The organism is Fibrobacter sp. UWT2 (genome assembly GCF_900142545.1).
Lineage (GTDB): Bacteria > Fibrobacterota > Fibrobacteria > Fibrobacterales > Fibrobacteraceae > Fibrobacter.
The window spans coordinates 74,398-93,274 of sequence record NZ_FRBF01000002.1 but is presented as its reverse complement, the minus strand read 5'-3'; the positions used below and the strand labels follow the sequence as shown (position 1 = coordinate 93,274).

10 protein-coding genes and 1 pseudogene are annotated in these 18,877 nt (G+C 51.0%); 4 read left to right on the top strand and 7 right to left on the bottom strand.

Translation table 11 applies throughout. The features are described from left to right. Positions 1–207: 207 nt before the first annotated feature. Positions 208–330, bottom strand: a complete 123-nt coding sequence (locus tag BUA40_RS14730) for a hypothetical protein (RefSeq protein WP_255369158.1) — start codon at positions 328–330, stop codon at positions 208–210. Between the two features lie 52 nt (positions 331–382). Further along, positions 383–2,152 carry a PA14 domain-containing protein gene (locus BUA40_RS01615; RefSeq protein WP_178299502.1) on the bottom strand — a complete coding sequence of 590 codons (1,770 nt, stop codon included), beginning with the start codon at positions 2,150–2,152 and terminating at the stop codon, positions 383–385. 199 nt (positions 2,153–2,351) lie between these two features. On the opposite strand from BUA40_RS01615, the gene lexA reads away from it, so the two are divergent. Continuing rightward, positions 2,352–3,002 carry a transcriptional repressor LexA gene (gene lexA / locus BUA40_RS01610; RefSeq protein WP_072797577.1) on the top strand — a complete coding sequence of 217 codons (651 nt, stop codon included), beginning with the start codon at positions 2,352–2,354 and terminating at the stop codon, positions 3,000–3,002. A 119-nt stretch (positions 3,003–3,121) separates the two neighbouring features. Here lexA and BUA40_RS14475 read toward each other — a convergent pair whose 3' ends face one another. Next, positions 3,122–4,231, bottom strand: a complete 1,110-nt coding sequence (locus BUA40_RS14475) for a hypothetical protein (protein ID WP_072797575.1) — start codon at positions 4,229–4,231, stop codon at positions 3,122–3,124. A gap of 3 nt (positions 4,232–4,234) precedes the next feature. Continuing rightward, entirely contained in the window at positions 4,235–4,774 is a 540-nt protein-coding gene (locus BUA40_RS01600) for a peptidylprolyl isomerase (protein ID WP_083585232.1), read from the bottom strand. Positions 4,775–4,906: 132 nt separating this feature from the next. Here BUA40_RS01600 and lepA point away from each other — a divergent pair, with 132 nt between their 5' ends. Next, complete coding sequence (gene lepA, locus BUA40_RS01595) at positions 4,907–6,727, top strand: translation elongation factor 4 (protein ID WP_072797573.1); 1,821 nt, start codon at positions 4,907–4,909, stop codon at positions 6,725–6,727. 1 nt (position 6,728) lies between these two features. Next, positions 6,729–7,862, top strand: coding sequence for a S26 family signal peptidase (locus BUA40_RS01590; protein WP_143149654.1), 1,134 nt, complete (start codon positions 6,729–6,731; stop codon positions 7,860–7,862). A gap of 106 nt (positions 7,863–7,968) precedes the next feature. On the opposite strand, the gene BUA40_RS01585 is transcribed toward BUA40_RS01590, so the two are convergent. Next, positions 7,969–9,213, bottom strand: coding sequence for a DUF1015 domain-containing protein (locus tag BUA40_RS01585; RefSeq protein ID WP_369827579.1), 1,245 nt, complete (start codon positions 9,211–9,213; stop codon positions 7,969–7,971). A gap of 99 nt (positions 9,214–9,312) precedes the next feature. After that, a pseudogene (locus BUA40_RS14880) lies at positions 9,313–9,810 on the bottom strand (DUF2062 domain-containing protein); the annotation flags it as partial. A gap of 83 nt (positions 9,811–9,893) precedes the next feature. On the opposite strand from BUA40_RS14880, the gene BUA40_RS01580 reads away from it, so the two are divergent. Next, positions 9,894–11,297, top strand: coding sequence for a THUMP domain-containing class I SAM-dependent RNA methyltransferase (locus BUA40_RS01580; protein WP_072797567.1), 1,404 nt, complete (start codon positions 9,894–9,896; stop codon positions 11,295–11,297). A gap of 70 nt (positions 11,298–11,367) precedes the next feature. Here the strand turns inward: BUA40_RS01580 and BUA40_RS01575 are convergent, their stop codons facing one another. Then, complete coding sequence (locus BUA40_RS01575; protein WP_143149653.1) at positions 11,368–18,624, bottom strand: tandem-95 repeat protein; 7,257 nt, start codon at positions 18,622–18,624, stop codon at positions 11,368–11,370. Positions 18,625–18,877 lie beyond the last annotated feature (253 nt).

Below are 18,877 nucleotides of genomic sequence, written 5' to 3'. Positions count from 1 at the left end.
GTTACAAAAATATGTTTTTCTTGTCAATAAAATAACACGTTTGTAAGACAACGACATACAGAAGTCCATGAAGGACAATAAGATACGTCGTTCGTAAAAATTATTTTATCAGCAAAATATTAAACAAAATCGCCGCCTAACCCAAACAAAATAAGTCCCTTGACCAAATCAAGGGACTTTAAATTCTATAAAAACTAGACAACCTAATTAATCGAATTCGGTATTGGAAATCTCGCCCGCATCCGGTTGAGTAGGCTGTAAAAGAACAGCTTGTGAATCCAGTTCGTATACGTTCATCTTCGGAGCGGTGTATTCTTTTTTTTCTTCCATATAAATAAAATAAAAAATCACACCACAAACGTCAATCGGCCTCCAGTATTGATTACTGGATGTTTAAAAAGCCTTTGATTCTTCCCAAAAGGTCGTACAGCTTGCCGTTTTTTTGTGGCATCCGTTGTGCTTTGACTTTATGGATGCGAGTCGTTGTTTGTTCTGGCACTGCCAGTTTTTGCATCGGATCTCCGATAATCGATTCTCCATAGAACCAATCGTAAAGGTCTTCCTTGTTACTGTACTGGTTCCTTTTTACCCTTTCGTTTACCCATTCCCGGAACGATTCGCCAATGAATTTGTGCTCAAAGGCGTAATACATGAAACCATCCATTTGGTCGCTTCCACTGGTTTTGGACGAACCGATACTTACAAAACCGCCGTTAATCGTGTTAAAGATATGCTCGCTTCCAACAGAGGCACTATTGGCGTTGCCGTAGAAATCATAGCAGGTAAGTGGACCACAGCAGGCAAAGTGGAAGAATCTCGGTGACACGCACATGTTTCTTTCCACTCGTGTTATATCCAGCCCGTTTCCAAGGCCAGTCTGGCCTCCGTGCCCACCGTAAAGGGCCCAATCATACTTGTCTGATTTAATGTTGTCTAGATATTCCTGCCCGTCAGCGATGGACTTATCAAGGGAGTCTGGGGAATAAAGAAGGCTCAAACCATCAACGAATTTCTGGTCTAGAGGATTGTTTAGGCCTCCTTCCTCAGTTAGGAACATGGCACTACGCGTAGCTTTCTTGAACAAACCGAGATAGTAGTTGTGGATTTTCTCGAAATAGTTCAATAAAAGTGTTTTTGGGTTACCGTAGAAACCTGCCGTGTTGGGGTCAATTCGAGAAACCCATATTTCAAAGGAATCAGAAACTGCGCCACTTTTGGAATAGTGCCCGTCAAAAACTCCATTGGATTTTCCAGAAATCCAAAGGTGCTTTATGTCTTCCTCTGGGAGCGAATCTTTCATGAAAATATTTCCGTAATAGGTTTGGTTGAGACCGCGTGTGCTCTTGTCATTTTGACGCCAAACGGAATCAGGGATTGGTTCATAGGAGGCATTATTCCCGCATTTCCATTTTAGTGTAAGATAAGCGGTGCCATATTCCTCTGCATAGTTTAGTTTGAATTTGTAGAGACTGTCTTTCTTGAATTGAAAAGCGCTGTAATAGGGAATGTCCCAGTTGTTGAACCATGCGTCAATGAGCAGGGAATCGTTAATCCAAAGGCGCCTGTCGTTGTCCGTGGTAAGTTGCAGGGAACAAAGTGCGGTGACTGGAGATTTGATGTATCCGGAATATGCAATTGAAAAACTATCCGCCGGTACTTTCCCTGGTATCGGAGAACCATCGCGTACATCAAAGTTTAATGTTGTCGTGGTGGTTTCAAACAACTTTCCGCCATAGGCTTCGGGGCCTCCGGCAGCAGTGTCTTTCCAAACACCGTCAAGGTCCATGAAGTAAAGGTCTGTTACCCAGCGCTGGTACCGGAATCCTTCTTGAGTTTTCTGGTAGAATTCAAATTGAGCTCGCGGAATGTCTCCAACAAAGATGGCTCCCATAATGGAATCCTTCTTGCTTACGAGTATTTCTTTTAGGTCGGTGGCTTTCCCGCCATTCTTCTGGGATTTGAAAGACACGATAGTGGCGTTTACTTGATAAGTATTCCAAATGTCATCTGTATAGGTGTCTATGGCATTCTTGATTTCGTTGTCTTTTATCATTTCGTCGTCAACGACGATGAGGATATCAGATGCTTTGCTCCATGCGCAAACAGAAAATAGGAGAATTACCCCCAAAAAGTATTTAAGTGTATTTTTCATGAAAGCCCCCCTGAACTTCATTAAAGAAAAATGACTTTTTGGGGAAAATATATAATTTTTTTTGTTCGAAAGGGCTTTTTGTACGAAAAAGCTTGACGGAGTCTTGTAAAATAATGAAATTTTGTGCAGTGAACCTATTGACAATTGCCCAATTGTGCATTATATTTGTGTATGTAATTTATTAAAGCGAGGTTTATACATGGAAAACAACAGCAAACGCAAGGAGCTAACCACCCGTCAAGAAGAGATCCTGGAATACATCAAGAAGTATTCCAAGGAAAATCGCATGCCGCCTACGGTCCGCGAAATCGGCAACCATTTCGAGATTTCTTCGACGAACGGCGTCCGTTCCATTCTCGCCGCCCTCATCAAGAAGGGCTATATCAACCGCTCCCCCAGACTCAGCCGCGGCATCGAAGTGGTCGACAGCGGCAATTCTGAAGCTTCGGAAGCACCGGCAAATACCATTGAAATTCCTATCGTGGGCCGCGTCGCTGCCGGTACGCCGATTCTCGCCGTGCAGAACCTCGAAGGCACCGTCACCATCGACCGCGACTTCCTCGCTTGCCGTTCCGATGTCTTTGCGCTCCGCGTCAAGGGCGACTCCATGATCAACGCCGGCATTCTCGACGGTGACTTGATTTTCGCTCGCCAGCAGAAGACTGCCGACCGTGGCGAAATCATCGTGGCCCAGGTCGACAACGAAGCAACCGTCAAGTATTACCACCCTGCCGCAGACCATATCGAACTGCGTCCGGCCAACCCGCGTTACCGCCCGATCATTGTCAAGAAGGACAAGCACTTCTCCATCGCTGGCAAGCTCATCGGCGTCATGCGCAAGGTGAACTAACTAGAGGCCGCGCCAACCGCGGCGCCCTCGCCTGCCACTCGAAAACTCGCTTATAAAAGAAATCCGCCCTCGGTCGAACCGGGAGCGGATTTTTAATTTCTGACTTTGTCCGAAAGGAATTAATCTTCCATTTCGGCGAGATCTTCTTCAGCTTCCTTCAGGTCGTCTGCGTCCGGTCCGATAATATCGTCATCTTCTTCATCCAGGGAGTCGCCGTCCATGGCACCGAGCTGGTATTCCACCTTGCGGGCTTCCTTGGACTGACCGAGCTTGAGGATGGCGGCGCATTCTTCGCAGAAGCCGAGGTGCTTGTCGACCCAGAATTCCGGAGACACGAGGTTGCGGTTGCAGCGCGTGCACATCTGCGTGGCGGCTTCGCGTTCGAACATCTTGTTCTGTTCTTCGAGTTCCTTAAGGATGCGTTCCGTCAGTTCTTCCTGCGTTTCTTCGGCAAGGGACGACTTGTGGCGGATTGCAGAGGTCGGCTTCATGTCAAGGTTCTTGACATCGCTGGACATCTTCTTCTTGTTGGAACGGTCTTCAGATTCGTCGACCTTCACGAACATGATGGTCTTCGAAAGACGCTTCACACCCTGCAGGAGCACGGCGTAGGCGTAGTCAGGACCCGGTTTCTTGGAGGGTTTGTTGTCGGTGGCCGAAGTATCAACCGGTTCGGCAACTTCCACAGGCTTAGCTTCGACCTTGGCGGGCTTTGCCACCTTTTCAACCTTTTCGGCCTTCACGGCAACAGACTTTTCGGCGGGTTTCTTAGCAGCCTTCGGTTCGGGCTTAGCGGCAACCTTGGGAGCCTGCTTGGCAGCCTTCGGTTCAGCCTTGGCAGCCGGAGCAGCCTTAGCGGGCTTTGCCGGAGCGGCCTTCGGAGCAGCCTTAACAACGGGCTTGGCGGCAGCCTTCGGAGCCTGCTTTGCGACCGGCTTTGCAGCGGGCTTAGCGGCAGGTTTCTTAGAGTCCTTTGCCTTCGGAGCAGCAGCGGGCTTTGCCTTAACCGGAGCCTTGGCGGCCGGTTTTGCGGGCTTAGCGGCAGGCTTCTTTGCCGGAGCCTTGGCGGGCTTTGCCGGGGCAGCCTTCTTTGCAGGCTTGGCAGCGGGCTTTGCCTTTGCAGGAGCCTTGGCTGCGGGTTTGGCAGGAGCTGTCTTCTTTGCAGGCTTAGCTGCGGGTTTCTTTGCCGGAGCCTTGGCTGCTTTGGACGGTGCTTTTTTAGAACTCATAGATTACTTCTTTTCCACGATAGAGATGTTAATAATTTTATCATTGGCCTCGATGCGGCAAACCACATCTTCGCCTTCAAGGACCTTACCGAAAACCGTATGCTTTCCATCTAGGTGCGGTTGCGGGGCCTGCGTAATGAAAAACTGCGAACCATTCGTGTTCGGGCCGCGATTGGCCATCGAAATGACACCAGCTTCGTGCTTCAACGTACTGATTTCGTCATCGATGGTATAGCCGGGACCGCCCGAGCCATTGCCTTCGGGGTCGCCACCCTGAATCATGAAGCCCGGAATAACACGGTGAAAAGTCAAACCGTTATAAAAACCCTTGTTCGCCAAATCCACAAAATTGGCAACCGTATTCGGAGCCGCCTTGAAATCAAGCGCCAGCACGATTTTGCCTTCGTGAGTTTCAATAGTAGCTTCAATAGACTTAATACCGGAATAATCCTTGTTGAACACCTTTCCTTCGGCAAATCCAAAACTGAAGAAGCCAAGTACAAGAGCAGAAACAAGGGCGACAAGAACTAAAGGTCTTTTCATAACAACCATGATTGATGGTGCACTTCTTTGTTTTATATCGTTAATATAGCTTTTTTTGTCAAAGCCCATTTGCGCATTTTCTATATTTAGCCCGAAAAATAGCAGTATTCACCCGATAATTTTATCGCACCTATGCCGCAAAACGACAACATCAGAAATTTCAGCATTATCGCCCATATTGACCACGGCAAATCAACCCTTGCCGACCGCATGATCGAACTGACCAAGACCGTCTCCAAGAACGAGATGATGAACCAGCTCTTGGACGACATGGATCTTGAACGCGAACGTGGCATTACCATCAAGGCACACGCCATTCGCATGGTGTACGAAAAAGACGGCAAGGAATACATCCTGAACATGATCGATACGCCGGGGCACGTAGACTTCACTTACGAAGTTAGCCGCTCCCTGGCCGCTTGCGAAGGTGCAATCCTGGTGGTGGACGCAAGCCAGGGCATCGAAGCCCAGACTCTTTCTAACTTGTATCTGGCCTTGGAAAACGACCTGGAAATCATTCCGGTGCTGAACAAGGTAGACCTGCCGGGTGCCCAGCCCGACCACATTGCACAGCTGGTGGGCGACCTCCTGGGTTACGACCCCGACAAGATTCCCCGCATTTCTGCAAAGACCGGCCTGAACGTTGAACAGGTGCTGGACAAGATCGTCGACGAAATTCCCGCCCCCAAGGGCGACAGCGGAAAGCCTCTCAAGGCTCTTATCTTTGATTCCGTTTACGATTCCTACCGCGGCGTGATCAATTACATCCGCATTGTCGAAGGCACCCTCAAGGCCGGCATGAAAATCAAGATGATGAAGACCGGCGGCGAATACATGGTGACCGAAGTCGGAACCTTCAGCATGCGCCGCGATCCGCGTCCCGAACTTTCGGAAGGCATGGTGGGCTACGTTCTTGCAAACGTCAAGACGATTAGCGATGTGAAAATCGGTGACACGCTCACCGATTCCGCTAACCCGGCCGCAGAACCGCTCCCGGGCTACAAAGACATTCTGCCGATGATCTATTCCGGTATCTACCCCATCAATCCGGAAGATTATAAGGACTTACGTGAAGCTCTGGAAAAGCTCCGCCTGAACGACTCGGCCTTGAGCTGGGAACCGGAAACTTCCGAAGCACTCGGCTTCGGTTTCCGTACGGGCTTCCTCGGACTCTTGCACATGGAAATCGTGCAGGAACGTCTGGACCGCGAATTCAACGTAGACATCATCACGACCGTACCGAACGTGGAATACCACGTGTACATGAGCGACGGCACGATGGTGAAGATCGAAAGCCCCTCCAAGCTCCCGGATGCAAGCCGCTACGACCACATCGAAGAACCTTATGTGAAGGCGCAGATCTTTACGCCGAAGGAATTCGTGGGTGCGCTCATGACGCTCTGCGAAGAAAAGCGCGGCGAATTCGAGACGATGGAATACCTCGACGAAGAAAAGGTGATTCTCAAGTACAACCTGCCGCTCGCCGAAATCATGTTTGACTTCTACGATCGTCTCAAGTCCGTGAGCCGCGGCTATGCAGGCCTCGACTACGCCCCGAGCGAATACAGACGCAACAACTTGGTGAAGCTTGATATTCTCTTGAACGGCGACCCGGTGGATGCCTTCTCGGTGATTATCCACAAGGACAAGGCTCACACTTATGCCAACGCCATCTGCGTGAAGCTTAAAGACCTTATTCCGCGCCAGCAGTTTGACGTGGCTATTCAGGGTGCTATCGGCGGCAAGATCATTAGCCGTTCGACCGTGAAGGCCGTGCGTAAGGACGTGCTTGCCAAGTGCTATGGCGGTGACATTACCCGTAAGCGCAAGCTCCTTGAAAAGCAGAAAGAAGGTAAGAAGCGCATGAAGAGTATCGGCTCGGTGGAAGTGCCGCAGAAGGCATTCCTCGCCGTACTTTCTTTAAGCGACAACTCCACCAACAACGGAGATTAATTTGTTCTTGTCAGGACTTTCCAGAAAGGTTAAAAGGCTTCAGCGAAAGAATTCGCAGAGCCATGTCTTTCTGTTGTTCCTGTTCTTGCTGATTGTTGTTGGAGTCTCTTTTGTCGCTCGCATTTACGCCATTGCGCCCGTCAAAATTATGGATGCGTCTATGACACCCAAGTTCAAGGAGCAGTCCATTCACTGGATGTGCAAACTCCCCCAGTGTCTGACACAAGTCAAGGATCAAGACATCGTATGGCTCACGCTCAAAAGCGGCGAGACTATGGTGCGCAAGGTTCTTGCCATGCCGGGTGATTCCATCGAAATTACCGACAAGGGGTATGTGCGTACGCCTCACCGCAATTTCAAATGGAAAGGCGAAGATGCGTTTATCCAGAGCAAGACCATTTATGTACCCAAGGCCGGAGACACGCTTTATTTCGACAAATTGAACGAAGTAGAGCAAGACTACATTCTCGCCTACTTGCATACGCACGGCGAAAAGATTGCCATCAAGTCTTCGCTCTGGCAAGGTGACCGCGAAATCAACATTGACCGCGTGGGTGCGACCAAGATTGCAAACCGTCAGGTGAGCCTTAAAGAAGTCGACTTCTTGCCGTGGCAGGACCGCTACCTGATTGAGCTCCAGATCCGTCAAGCCGAACCGGGCAACGCTCCCATCAAAATCAAGCGCGAACTGTTCCGCTTAAAGCCTGCCAAGCTTGAGCTCACTCCCCCGCCCACATCTTCTGCAGATTCTACCGTAGGTGATTCCATTAAGGCAGATACTGTTAAAGCCGCAAAGGCCGACACGACGCAAAAAGATACCACAAAAAAAGATTCTGCTGTCGCAGCACCGGCAAAGCCTGCCCCTGCAAAAGAAGAAGAACCGGAACAGTATCTGGATGAGCCTCTGAACAAGATTGTGATCGAAGAAGACTGCTATTACCTGACTTGCTTGAAGGGCTCCAACTGCCCCGATTCCCGCGAACTCGGCTACTTTACGCACAAGGACTTTATCGGGCTCTACATGGAATGGCCCGACCGCTTAAAGGTAAAAGTCATCTATCCCATTCAGCGTTACGCCAAGATGGCAATTGACTACGCACTTTCGCTTCTAGCTCCAGAAGAAGAAGAGGAGTGAAAAGAACCATAAGGCGTAAAACCTTATGGCTCATTTTTTAAGTTCTGAGCGAAACGGACTCAAAGGAGCTTTAGCTCCGAGCTCATCGCTCAAACCTGTTAAGCAATTAGTCCAGCGAGTGAACCAGCAGACCGTCGCGGAGCTTGGGTTCAAACCAGGTGCTCTTCGGCGGCATGATTTCGCCAGCGTCGGCGATATTCATGAGCTGATCGAGAGTCGTCGGATACATAGCGAAGGCACAGGCGCATTCACCGCTGTCGACGCGCTTCACGAGTTCGCCGAGACCGCGGATGCCACCGACGAAGTCGATGCGCTTGGAAGTACGCGGATCGTCAATGTCGAAGAGCGGCTTGAGGATAAGCTTCTGGAGGAGAGCCACGTCGAGGCTGTCGACCGGGCCGAGGTTCTTGAGGTATTCAGCCTTGAACGTGCAAGCATACCACTTGCCGCCCATGTAGAAGTTCACCTGGTTCTGCTTAGCCGGGCTCTGCATCTTGTCGAGGGCTTCGATATCGAACACCTTCTTCATTTCGTCCATGAGCTGTTCCGGAGTACGGCCGTTCAGGTCCTTGAGTACGCGGTTGTAGTCGAGGATCTTGAGCTGGGTGCTCGGGAAGAGAATGGCGAGGTAACGGTTGTATTCTTCGTCGCCGGTGTTGTTCGGGTTCTGTTCAGCGCGGAAGCTGGCGGCGCGGGCACCGGCAGCACTGCGGTGGTGACCGTCGGCAATATAGCTTACCGGAACGGCTTCGAAAGACTTGCGAATGGCTTCGATTTCGGCGTCATCGTCGATAATCCAAACCGTGTGGCCAAAGCCGTCACCCTTGCTCACGAAGTCATACACGGGCTTACGCTTGGTCACTGCACCGAACACATCGAACTGGCCCTGATCGCGGTAGGTCAGGAACACCGGACCGGTGTTGGCGTTAGTAGCGAGCACATGGCGCAGACGGTCTTCTTCCTTGTCGGCGCGAGTGAGTTCGTGCTTCTTGATAATGCCGTTGAAATAGTCAGCAGCGGGCACGCAGCAAACGAGACCGTACTGTTCGCGACCGTTCATGGTCTGACGATAAACGTAGAGGCAAGGCTTCTTGTCGTAAGCGATCACGCCGTCGGCAATCATCTTGTCCAGGTTTTCGCGAGCATGAGCGTAAACCTTCGGGTCGTAGGCATCCACGGAATCAGGAAGTTCCAGTTCGGCACGGGTCACGCGCAGGTAGGAATGCGGGAGCCCTTCGGCCATGGCCTTTGCTTCGGCGCGGTTCATCACGTCGTACGGGAGGGCGGAAATCGTTTCGGCTTCGGCCGGATTCACCGGGCGCAGCGCCTTGAACGGGTAAATGTGCATCATAGGGTGTTTTCCTTTGTGTGCTGCTTTAATTAAAGCTTCGTCTTCGGCAATCAAGCTCTGGATGTAACTTGTCTTTGCATCCAGCCACTTTTTCTTGCGATAATTTACAATAAAATAGGCCAGGAAAAAGAATATAATGCCGCCAATAGCCGCTACAATCGTGATTCCCACCAAAAAGGCGATCAAATGCCCGGAAGCATCCTGCCAAAGATGCGTAATCAACGATATGCAATTCTTAAAAGAAAGGCCTTCGAACTCCGAAAGAAAATCAAAATTGATCTTTTCAGGCTTTAAAAGCCAACAACCGATAGCGTAGCCCGACGGGTAAAAGAAACCGAACTGAGTGAGCGGGTTTGCCACGAAAGAAGACACAATACCCGGCACCTTCGGGAGCCTGAACAAGGCGCAAAAAGCCACCGTCAAAATAATCGCAACACCAATGGTCGGCCAAATACCAATAAAAACGCCTGCAGCAACCGAACCAGCCACCTTAAGCGCATCTTGCCTTTTAGGGAACATGCGGTTATAATAGATGCGGCTCAGTCTCTTGTACTTCGACTCGCTGCGGTCAATACGCTTATGTTTAAATCGAATCATTGCGTGCCAAATATAGTAAAGTTTAGTTAAGTTTTCTTCTTTTTTCTATATTCCTGCCGTAATAGAAACCAGAATAATACGACGTGAACGAAAACCTAGAAAAGCGCCTCAAGCGGCAAGTCATCGGAAAGCCGCACCGTTTTTTGGCGATAGCCCCCCTCGGTTTCGAGGCTACACTCGCCTACGAGTTGTCGCTTTTCGGGCTTGAATTTCCAGACGAAGAAAGTGCGCCGCATATAACCGGCGACGGGAAAATCGAATTTTTTGCCAAAATTACCGAAGCATGGAAGGCTGTCGCCTACAGCCGCGTCGCAAACCGCATCCTTATGCACCTCGCCGACTTCAAGGCAGAAAACTTCCGCGAACTCGAAAAGAAAGCCGCCGAAATCCCTTGGGAACTGTACTTAGACAAGAGAACGGGCAACGCCCTACAGACGAGAGACGAAAGAGGAATCAACATTCACGTTACCTGCAAGCATTCGCGCCTGTACCACAGCGACGCCATCGCAGAACGCCTACACAACGTCATTCATTCCCTCGCCGACAGTCATTCCGGCGAAGGCCGGAATCAGCATACCAACTCACCTGCCGACAGTCATTCCGGCGTAGGCCGGAATCAGCATTCTCACTCAAATACACAGCACTTATACATCACACTGATTGACGACCGCTGCACCATTTGGCTGGACCTTGCCGGCGAAGAACTTTACAAGCGTGGCCACGAACGGTTCGTCAACGACGCTCCTCTCAAAGAAACCATTGCCGCCGCAATGATTCTCGAAGCATGTTCACTACAATCACCATCCTGTCTACTTCCTACTTCCTACTGTCTACTCGATCTTATGGCAGGCAGCGGCACCTTCAGCCTAGAAGCCGCATACATGACTAACGGCCTCATTCCGGGCAAATGCCGCGATTTCGCCTTAAAACATCAGCCCGCCTTTAAGGAAGCGACGTGGAATTTTTTGGTTAGACGAGAGACTAAAGGCGAGAGACGAGAGAATGAATGCAACATTCTCAAAATCGTCACGAGTGACATTTCGCCTAAGGCGACCGAAATCATTCAGCACAATGTAGAGTGCTCGCCGCTTGCAAGCATCGAACAAGCTCCGATTACGTCACAAGTCAAGGATTTCTTCAGCTACACCGCTAATGAAATTGCCGAAGCCTGCCCAGGCGAAATCGCCCCCATCATCGTACTGAATCCGCCCTACGGCAAACGCCTCGACTTTGACGCTCCTAAGCTTTACACTCAAATCGGCCGCCGACTCGCCGAGCTCGCCCGCGCCCTCAAGCCGCTCGGCAAGTCCCTAACCGTCGCAATCCTTGCACCTAAAGACGACAGCCGCCCTGGCTCGCATTACACCTGCACCGCAAACCTGCTGCGTGAATGCCCCGAGCTATCGCCCACCCGCAACGCAAATGCCAAGTGCATTGCCACAAGCCACGGCGGCTTCAGCTTAAACGCATTCATCGCAAGCCTCTAGAGATTTTCCCTCAACAAAAAATCCCGCTCAACGAGCGGGATTTTCAAATTATTCAATCCTTTTTAAGGAATTACTTTCTCTTGCGGCGCTTTTTCTTGCCTGCAGCCGGAGCCTTTTCTTCTTCCTTCGGTTCTTCCTTCACTTCAGGCTTCTTTTCAGCCTTCTTGGTATCACCACCGCGGAGGTCCTTCATCTTGAAGGAGACGTTCACTTCGGCAGTAGTCACCTGAGAAGCGAGGCCAGCCGGGTCACGAACCTTGAAGCTGAATTCGTCAAGGCCGCTGAAGCCCTTGTTCGGCATGTAGGTGAAGGAACCGTCACGTTCGTTCAGGTTGATCTTACCGTTGCGCGGCTTCATCACCAGCTGTACAGACACCGGCTTTTCACCATCCGGGTCAACCACACCGGACATCAGACCTTCAGAAGCAGAGACCTTGAGTTCTTCGCCTTCCTGAGTCATGTAAGTCTGGGGGTTAGCCACAGGAGCGTCGTTCACTGCAATCACGGTGAAGAGAGCAGACTTAGAAGCCTTGGCGCCATCCGGGTCGGTCACCGTGAAGGTGATCTTTTCCGGCTTGCCGTTCCAGTTCGGGTGCGGCTGAGCAACCGTAGCGGTCTTCTTGAACTTGTCATACTTCACGGTCAAGTACTTGTTGCCAGTGAAGGTCCACTTGAGTTCGTCGAAGCGGTTGTCCTTATCGCGGGCAAACTGGTCGAGCTTGATCACGGCGATCACACCGTTGTTGTCGTCTTCCTTGATCGTGTGGTCAGGAATATCGCGCATAATCGGAGCGGCATTCACATGCTTCACCACGAACTTCACCATAGCCTTATCAGAGGCGCCGGCCGGGTCCTTAGCAGTGAAGATGAGGGTTTCGTCACCGAACCAATCCGGCTTCTTCGGCTTCACGACAGCTTCGCGGTTGCCGTTAATCTGCACAGCGAGGTTCTTGGCGCCAGTCACGCCCCAACGGATTTCGCTAACCTTATGGTCAGGGTCAGACACATAGTTGTCGAGCTTGATCGGCTTGAAGGTAGTGCCCTGCAGGGTTTCCTGGCCAGGAATTTCCTTCACGATCGGCGGGTCGTTCACGGGCTTCACCGTGTACTTCACCTGGATAGAGGCGCTTTCGCCAGCCGGGTCAAACACGTTCACAGTCACAACTTCCATACCGTTCCAGTACGGGTTCGGAGTTTCAGCATGGAGCACGCCCTTCTCGTCGATAGAGAAGTTGATTTCATGCTTCACAGCCGGGCCGTTCTTGCCAGCCTTCTTACCCTTAAGGGCCGGAACTTCGTTGTCGAGAGTCCACACAAGTTCATCGAGCTTGTTATCCGGATCGCTAACGACCTTGCTGAAGTCGAACGGAGCGAAGGTTTTCTTTTCTTCGATCACGAACGGCTGCACCGGCTTGAGAGTCGGAGGATCGTTCACGGCAACCACTTCGAAGGTAGCCTGCGTAGAAGCAGAGGCACCGGCGATATCCTTCACCGTGAAGGTGAGGGTTTCCTTACCGAACCAGTTCGGGTTCGGAGTCAGGATCTGGGCACGGCTACCCTTGATATCAACCTTCAAGTCCTTATTGCCAGTAACAGTCCAACGGAGTTCATTCGGCTTGTTATCCGGGTCTTCGGCAACCTTGGAGAGGTCCACAATTTCGAAGCGTTCCTTTTCCTTGACTCTCTGGCCAGCGATATGCTTCACAACCGGAGGATCGTTCACAGGTACGACTTCGTAGGTAATCTGCTGAGAAGCACGAGAACCTTCCGGGTCATACACGTCGATCTTGATCTTTTCGGTACCGCTCCAGAACTTGTCCGGAGTCGTAACGACGAGTTCCTTCTTGGCGTTCACGAAGGCCTTGAGAGAACGGGCCGGAGCAACTTCAATCTTCAAAGCGGAGAGCGGATGATCCGGGTCAGAGATAAACTGAGCGAGATCGAGCGGCTTGAAGTGTTCCTTTTCCTGGATGCTCTGGATAGGAATCGGCTTGATTTCCGGAGCGTCGTTCACAGATTCAACCTTGAAGTTCACAGTCTTGGAATCAGAAGCGCCTTCCGGGTCCTTCACGGTGAAGGTCACGTTGCGTTCGCCATTCCAGTACTTGTTGTCAATCTTCACGCGAGCAATGTTGCGGCTATCGATTTCGATCTGGAATTCGTCAGCCGGAACCGGTGCCGGTTCTTCAGCCTTTTCTTCCTTGCCCTTCTTGCCCTTCTTGGCAGGCTTCTTAGCCGGCTTCGGAGCAGGAGCGGCACCCACCTTGGCAACCTTGACGGACCAAGTGAGTTCAGAAAGCTTGTGGTCAGGATCGTTCACGAACTTGTTCAGGTCGATTTCCTTGAACGTACCCTTTTCCTTGATTCTCTGGTCCGGAATATTCTTGAGCACCGGAGCATCGTTCACAGAAGTGATTTCGAAGGTCACCGTCTGAGAAGATTCAGCACCATCCGGGTCCTTCACGATGAGGACCATGGTTTCCGGAGCGCACCAGAAGTTCTTATCCGGAGCAGAAACGGTGAGCACGCGGCTCGGAGAAATTTCAGCCTTGAGCTGACGGTTGCCAGAAACGGTCCACTTCAGTTCGCTCGGCTTGTTATCCGGGTCCTTCACGTATTCGTCAAGCTTGATCTGCTTGAAGAGTTCCTTTTCCTTGATCTTCTGGTCAGGAATCTTCTTGGAGATGACAGGAGGATCGTTCACGCGAGACACTTCGAAGAGCATCTTGTGGTTGGCAGAAGCGCCTTCCGGGTCGGTCACGGTGAAGGTCACCGTTTCCTTGCCGTTCCACTGAGCATCAGGCACAGCCACCTTCACGGTGTTGTCCTTGAGCATGGTCACCTTGAGGAACTTGTTGCCAGAGACAGACCACTTGAGCTGAGAAGCCTTGTGATCCGGGTCAGAAGCAAGGTTCGTGAGGTCAATCGTTCTGAAGACGCCGTTTTCGCGGATGGATTCACCACGCGGAGCGCTAGAAGAAATAACCGGCGGGTCATTGATAGAACGGACTTCGTAATGGGCGGTCTTGGAAGCCTTTGCGCCTTCCGGGTCAGTGACCGTGAAGGTAATGTCGGCAGCACCGTTCCAGTACTTGTCCGGAATAGCGATAGTAGCAACGTGGTTGTGGTCCACCTTGACGCTCAGGCCAGGCTTGTTGCTTGCCGGTTCGGCAGCAGCAGCGCCCTTCTTGCCCTTGGCGGCAGGAGCGGCAGCGGACTTAGCCTTCACATCGAAGGTCCACTTGAGTTCGGAATTCTTGTGGTCCGGGTCCTTCACGAGATCGTCGAGCTTGATCTGCTGGAACTGTCTCTTTTCGTCGATGGACTGATCCTTGAGTTCGCGAACGAACTGCGGAGCATCGTTCACAGATTCAACAGTGAAGGTCACGGAGCGGCTATCAGAAGCGCCTTCCGGGTCAGTCACAGTGAACTTGACGGTTTCAGAACCGTGCCAGTACGGGTTCGGCGGCAGCACAGACACATTGTGGCTGGCGTCCATAGCAACCTTGAGTTCCTTGGCACCTTCGATCTTCCACTTCAGCTTAGCCTTCGGGTGATCGAGGTCTTCGACATAGTTATCGAGAGCGATAGACTTGAAGCTACCCTTTTCCTTAATGGTCTGGCTAGCAATATCCTTCATGATCGGCGGGTCGTTGATGGACTGCACGGAGAAGGCTGCCGTAGCCTTAGCAGAAGCGCCTTCCGGGTCGGTCACGGTGAAGGTCAAAGTTTCCTTACCGTTCCACATCGGGCTCGGAGTCTTGATAGACACGACGCCTTCGTTGTCAATATTAACCTTGAGGTCCTTGTTGCCAGTAACTTCGATCTTGAGGCGGCCATACGGATGGTCCGGATCTTTGACGAGCTGCTTGAGGTTGAAGGACTTGAACTGTTCCTTTTCCCTGACGTTCTGGTCATCGATCTTGCCGATGGTCGGAGCATCGTTCACGGACTGCACGGTGAAGGTAGCGGTGCTATGAGCCTTGCCACCATCCGGGTCTTCCACCTTGAAGGTGATTTCTTCAGAACCGTTCCAGTACTTGTCCGGAATCACGATCTTGGCCATACGCTGGCCATCAACGGACACCTTCAGCTTCGGAGTGTAACCCTTCGGGGCACCCTTAGCCGGCTTCACGTCGAAGCTCCAAGTGAGCTGATCGAGCTTGTGGTCGGCATCCTTCACGATATCGTTCAGGTTGATGATTGCGAATTCGCGCTTTTCAGGAATGCTCTGATCCTTGATCGGCTTCACGAATTCCGGAATATCGTTCACGGATTCAACCTTGAAGGTCACCGTACGCTTGTCGGAAGCACCTTCCGGGTCAGTGACAGTGAAGGTAATCTTTTCAGTACCGTTCCAGTACTTGTTCGGAGTCGTAATGGTAGCGACATGCTTCGGGTCGATAACGACCTTCAGGTCCTTGTTACCAGAAACAGTCCACTTGAGCTTGGAGTTGTCATGGTCTTCGTCGCTCACAAACTTGTCAAGTTCGATAGGCTTGAATTCGCCCTTTTCCTTGATGGTCTGGTTAGCAATGTCCTTCATGACCGGAGCGTCGTTGATGGACTTCACCGTGAACACGGCGTCAGACTTTGCAGAAGCGCCTTCCGGGTCGGTCACCGTGAAGGTCACCTTTTCAGAACCGTTCCAGTTCTTGGTCGGCATCTTGATGGTGGCAACACCACCGGCAATATCAATCTTCAACTGCTTATTGCCAGCAACACTCCACTTCAGCTGTTCGAACTTGTGGTCCGGATCGGAAGCGTAGTCGGTGAGCTTGATAGAAGCAAATTCATGCTTTTCTTCGATCATCTGGTCCGGAATCTTCTTCAGGGTCGGCACGTCGTTTACAGACTGCACCGTGAAGAGAGCCTTGGAGGTAGCCTTGGCACCTTCGGGGTCGGTAACCGTGAAGGTGATTTCGTCAGCACCGTTCCAGTACTTGTTCGGAATCTTGATGGTGGCCACATGCTGGGCATCAATTTCAACCGTGAGGCCAGCGTTCTTGCCGCTAGCGGACTTCACGTCGACAGTGAACTGAAGGTCAGAGAGCTTGTTATCGAGGTCACGAACCATTTCGCCGAGCTTGATCGGCTTGAACTGTTCCTTTTCCTTGATGGTCTGCGGAGCAACCTGCTTCGTGAATTCCGGAATGTCGTTCACGGATTCAACCGTGTATGCGACAGTGCGTTCATCCGTTGCACCTTCCGGGTCAGTCACCTTGATGGTGAGGGTTTCAGAACCGTTCCACTGCGGGCTCGGCGGAGTCACCTTCATCACGCGGCCTTCGAGAGTCACCTTGAGTTCGCGGTTACCCGTAACAGTCCACTTCAGCTTGTCCTTGGAGTGGTCGAGGTCTTCGACATACTTGTCGAGTTCAACCGGCTTGAAGGAACCCTTTTCCTTGATGGTCTGTTCAGCAATGTCCTTCATGACCGGCGGGTCGTTGATGGACTTGATAGCGAGCTTGAACTGAGTAGAAGCCTTGCCGCCTTCGGGGTCAGTTGCAGTAAGGGTAATGGTTTCGGAACCGTTCCAGAGTTCGGACGGAGTCTTGAAAGAAATTTCGCGAGTCTTGTTATTCAGGTTAACCTTGATGTCCTTGTTACCTGCGATGTCGATCTTCAACTGGGAGAGATCGTGGTCGGCATCGGAGAGATAGTCATCAAGCATGATAGAAGAGAATTCATTCTTTTCTTCGATAGTCTGGTCAGGAATCTTCTTGAACACCGGAATATCGTTGATAGACTTGACAGTAAATGTCACCTGCTGCTTGGCAGAAGCACCTTCCGGGTCAGTCACGGTAAAGGTTGCCACAGCGGTACCGTTCCAGCTCGGGTCCGGAATTTCGATAGAAGCAACGTGGTCATCACCGATGTTTACAGACAAAGTACCGGACTGCGGTTCCTTGCCCTGGTGCTTCACGTCGGCTTCCCAAGAAAGTTCAGAATTCTTGTGGTCGGCGTCCTTCACGTATTCATCGAGCTTGATCTTAGCAAAGGTCTTCTTTTCGTCGATGTTCTGGTTCGGAATCTGCTTCACGAGCTGCGGCACATCGTTCACGGAGTTCACCGTGAAGCTGTTTTCGGATTCAGCGCAAGCGCCGGCCGGGTCGCAAACCTTGAACTTGATGGATTCAGAGCCGTTCCACATCTTGGACGGGATCTTGATGGTAGCGGTCTTGCCGGCAATGTTCACAGCAAGATCCTTGTTACCGGAAACAGACCACTTAAGTTGTTCGAAAGGATGGTCGGGATCCTTGACCAGCTTGTCCAGTTCGATGGGCTTGAATTCCTGCTTTTCTTCGATCGTCTGGTCCTGGACGTCCTGCACAAATTCAGGAGCATCGTTCACGGACTTGACGGTGAACTTGGCAGTAGCCTTAGCAGAAGCACCGGCAGCATCGGTTGCCGTGAAAGTCACGGTTTCAGAGCCGTTCCAGAATTCATTCGGGATCTTGATATTGGCAGAACCGTACTTGTCGATATCGAACTTGAGGTCCTTGTTGCCCGAAATGCTCCACTTGAGCTTCATGACATCGTCATCGACGTCAGTCACGTAGTCAGAGAGGCTAATGGATTCGAATTCGTTCTTTTCTTCGATCGTCTGGTCCGGAATCTTCTTGATCACCGGAGCGTCGTTAATGGGCTTCACCACGAAGTTTGCGGTCGTAGAAGCGCTGGCGTATTCGCCGTCGGTGGCCGTAAACTTGATCTTGGCGGAACCGTACCAGTTCTGGTCCGGGATAATCACGGAAGCGACGCGGTTCGGATCGATTTCCACATTCAGGTCGCCTTCAGCCTGATCCTTGCCCACCGGTTGGATGTCGAATTCCCACAAAATCTGGTTCTTCGGGTGGTCCGGGTCAGTGACGAAATCATCGAGTTTGATCTTTGTGAAAGTCTTGCCTTCGTCAATAGTCTGGTCAGGGATCTGCTTGACTTCGGGCGGGTTGTTCACGGATTCAACACTAAAGTTGATCGTTTCGGAACCCGAGGCACCCTTGGTGTCGGTTGCGATAAAGGTGATATCTTCAGAACCGTTCCAGTACTTGCTCGGGATTTCAATCGTTGCTACGCGATCGGGCGAAATGGATACCTTAAGTTGCTTGTTTCCAGACACGGACCACTTGATTTTTTCAGCCTTGTCCTCATCAGTAACATACTTGTCCAACTTAATCGGAGCAAACTTCTTGCCTTCGTCAATGGATTCACCTGGAATACCCATAACCGAAGGAGCACTATTTTCCTCCTGAGCAATACCTACAGATGCCAGAATACTGACTGACGCCAATAGGGCAGCTACAGACCAATTTTTTCGTTTCATTTATGATCTCCCATAAATTTCTTCTTCCAATTACACCTTTTGCTTTCACAAAAAACGTACCGCCCCCGCTAGTCCGAGCGCGATTTTACGAGGTCAAATATAACGTTTTTAAACGTGATGAAACGCACATTTTCGAAAAAAATCCCCAAAAAGTAAATTTTGAATAACCAACAAATTGCCGTTTTTGAGCAAATTTGGGCAATTCGCTAACGTAACTCGTTGATACTCAACGACTTACGGAATATCCTCCAAA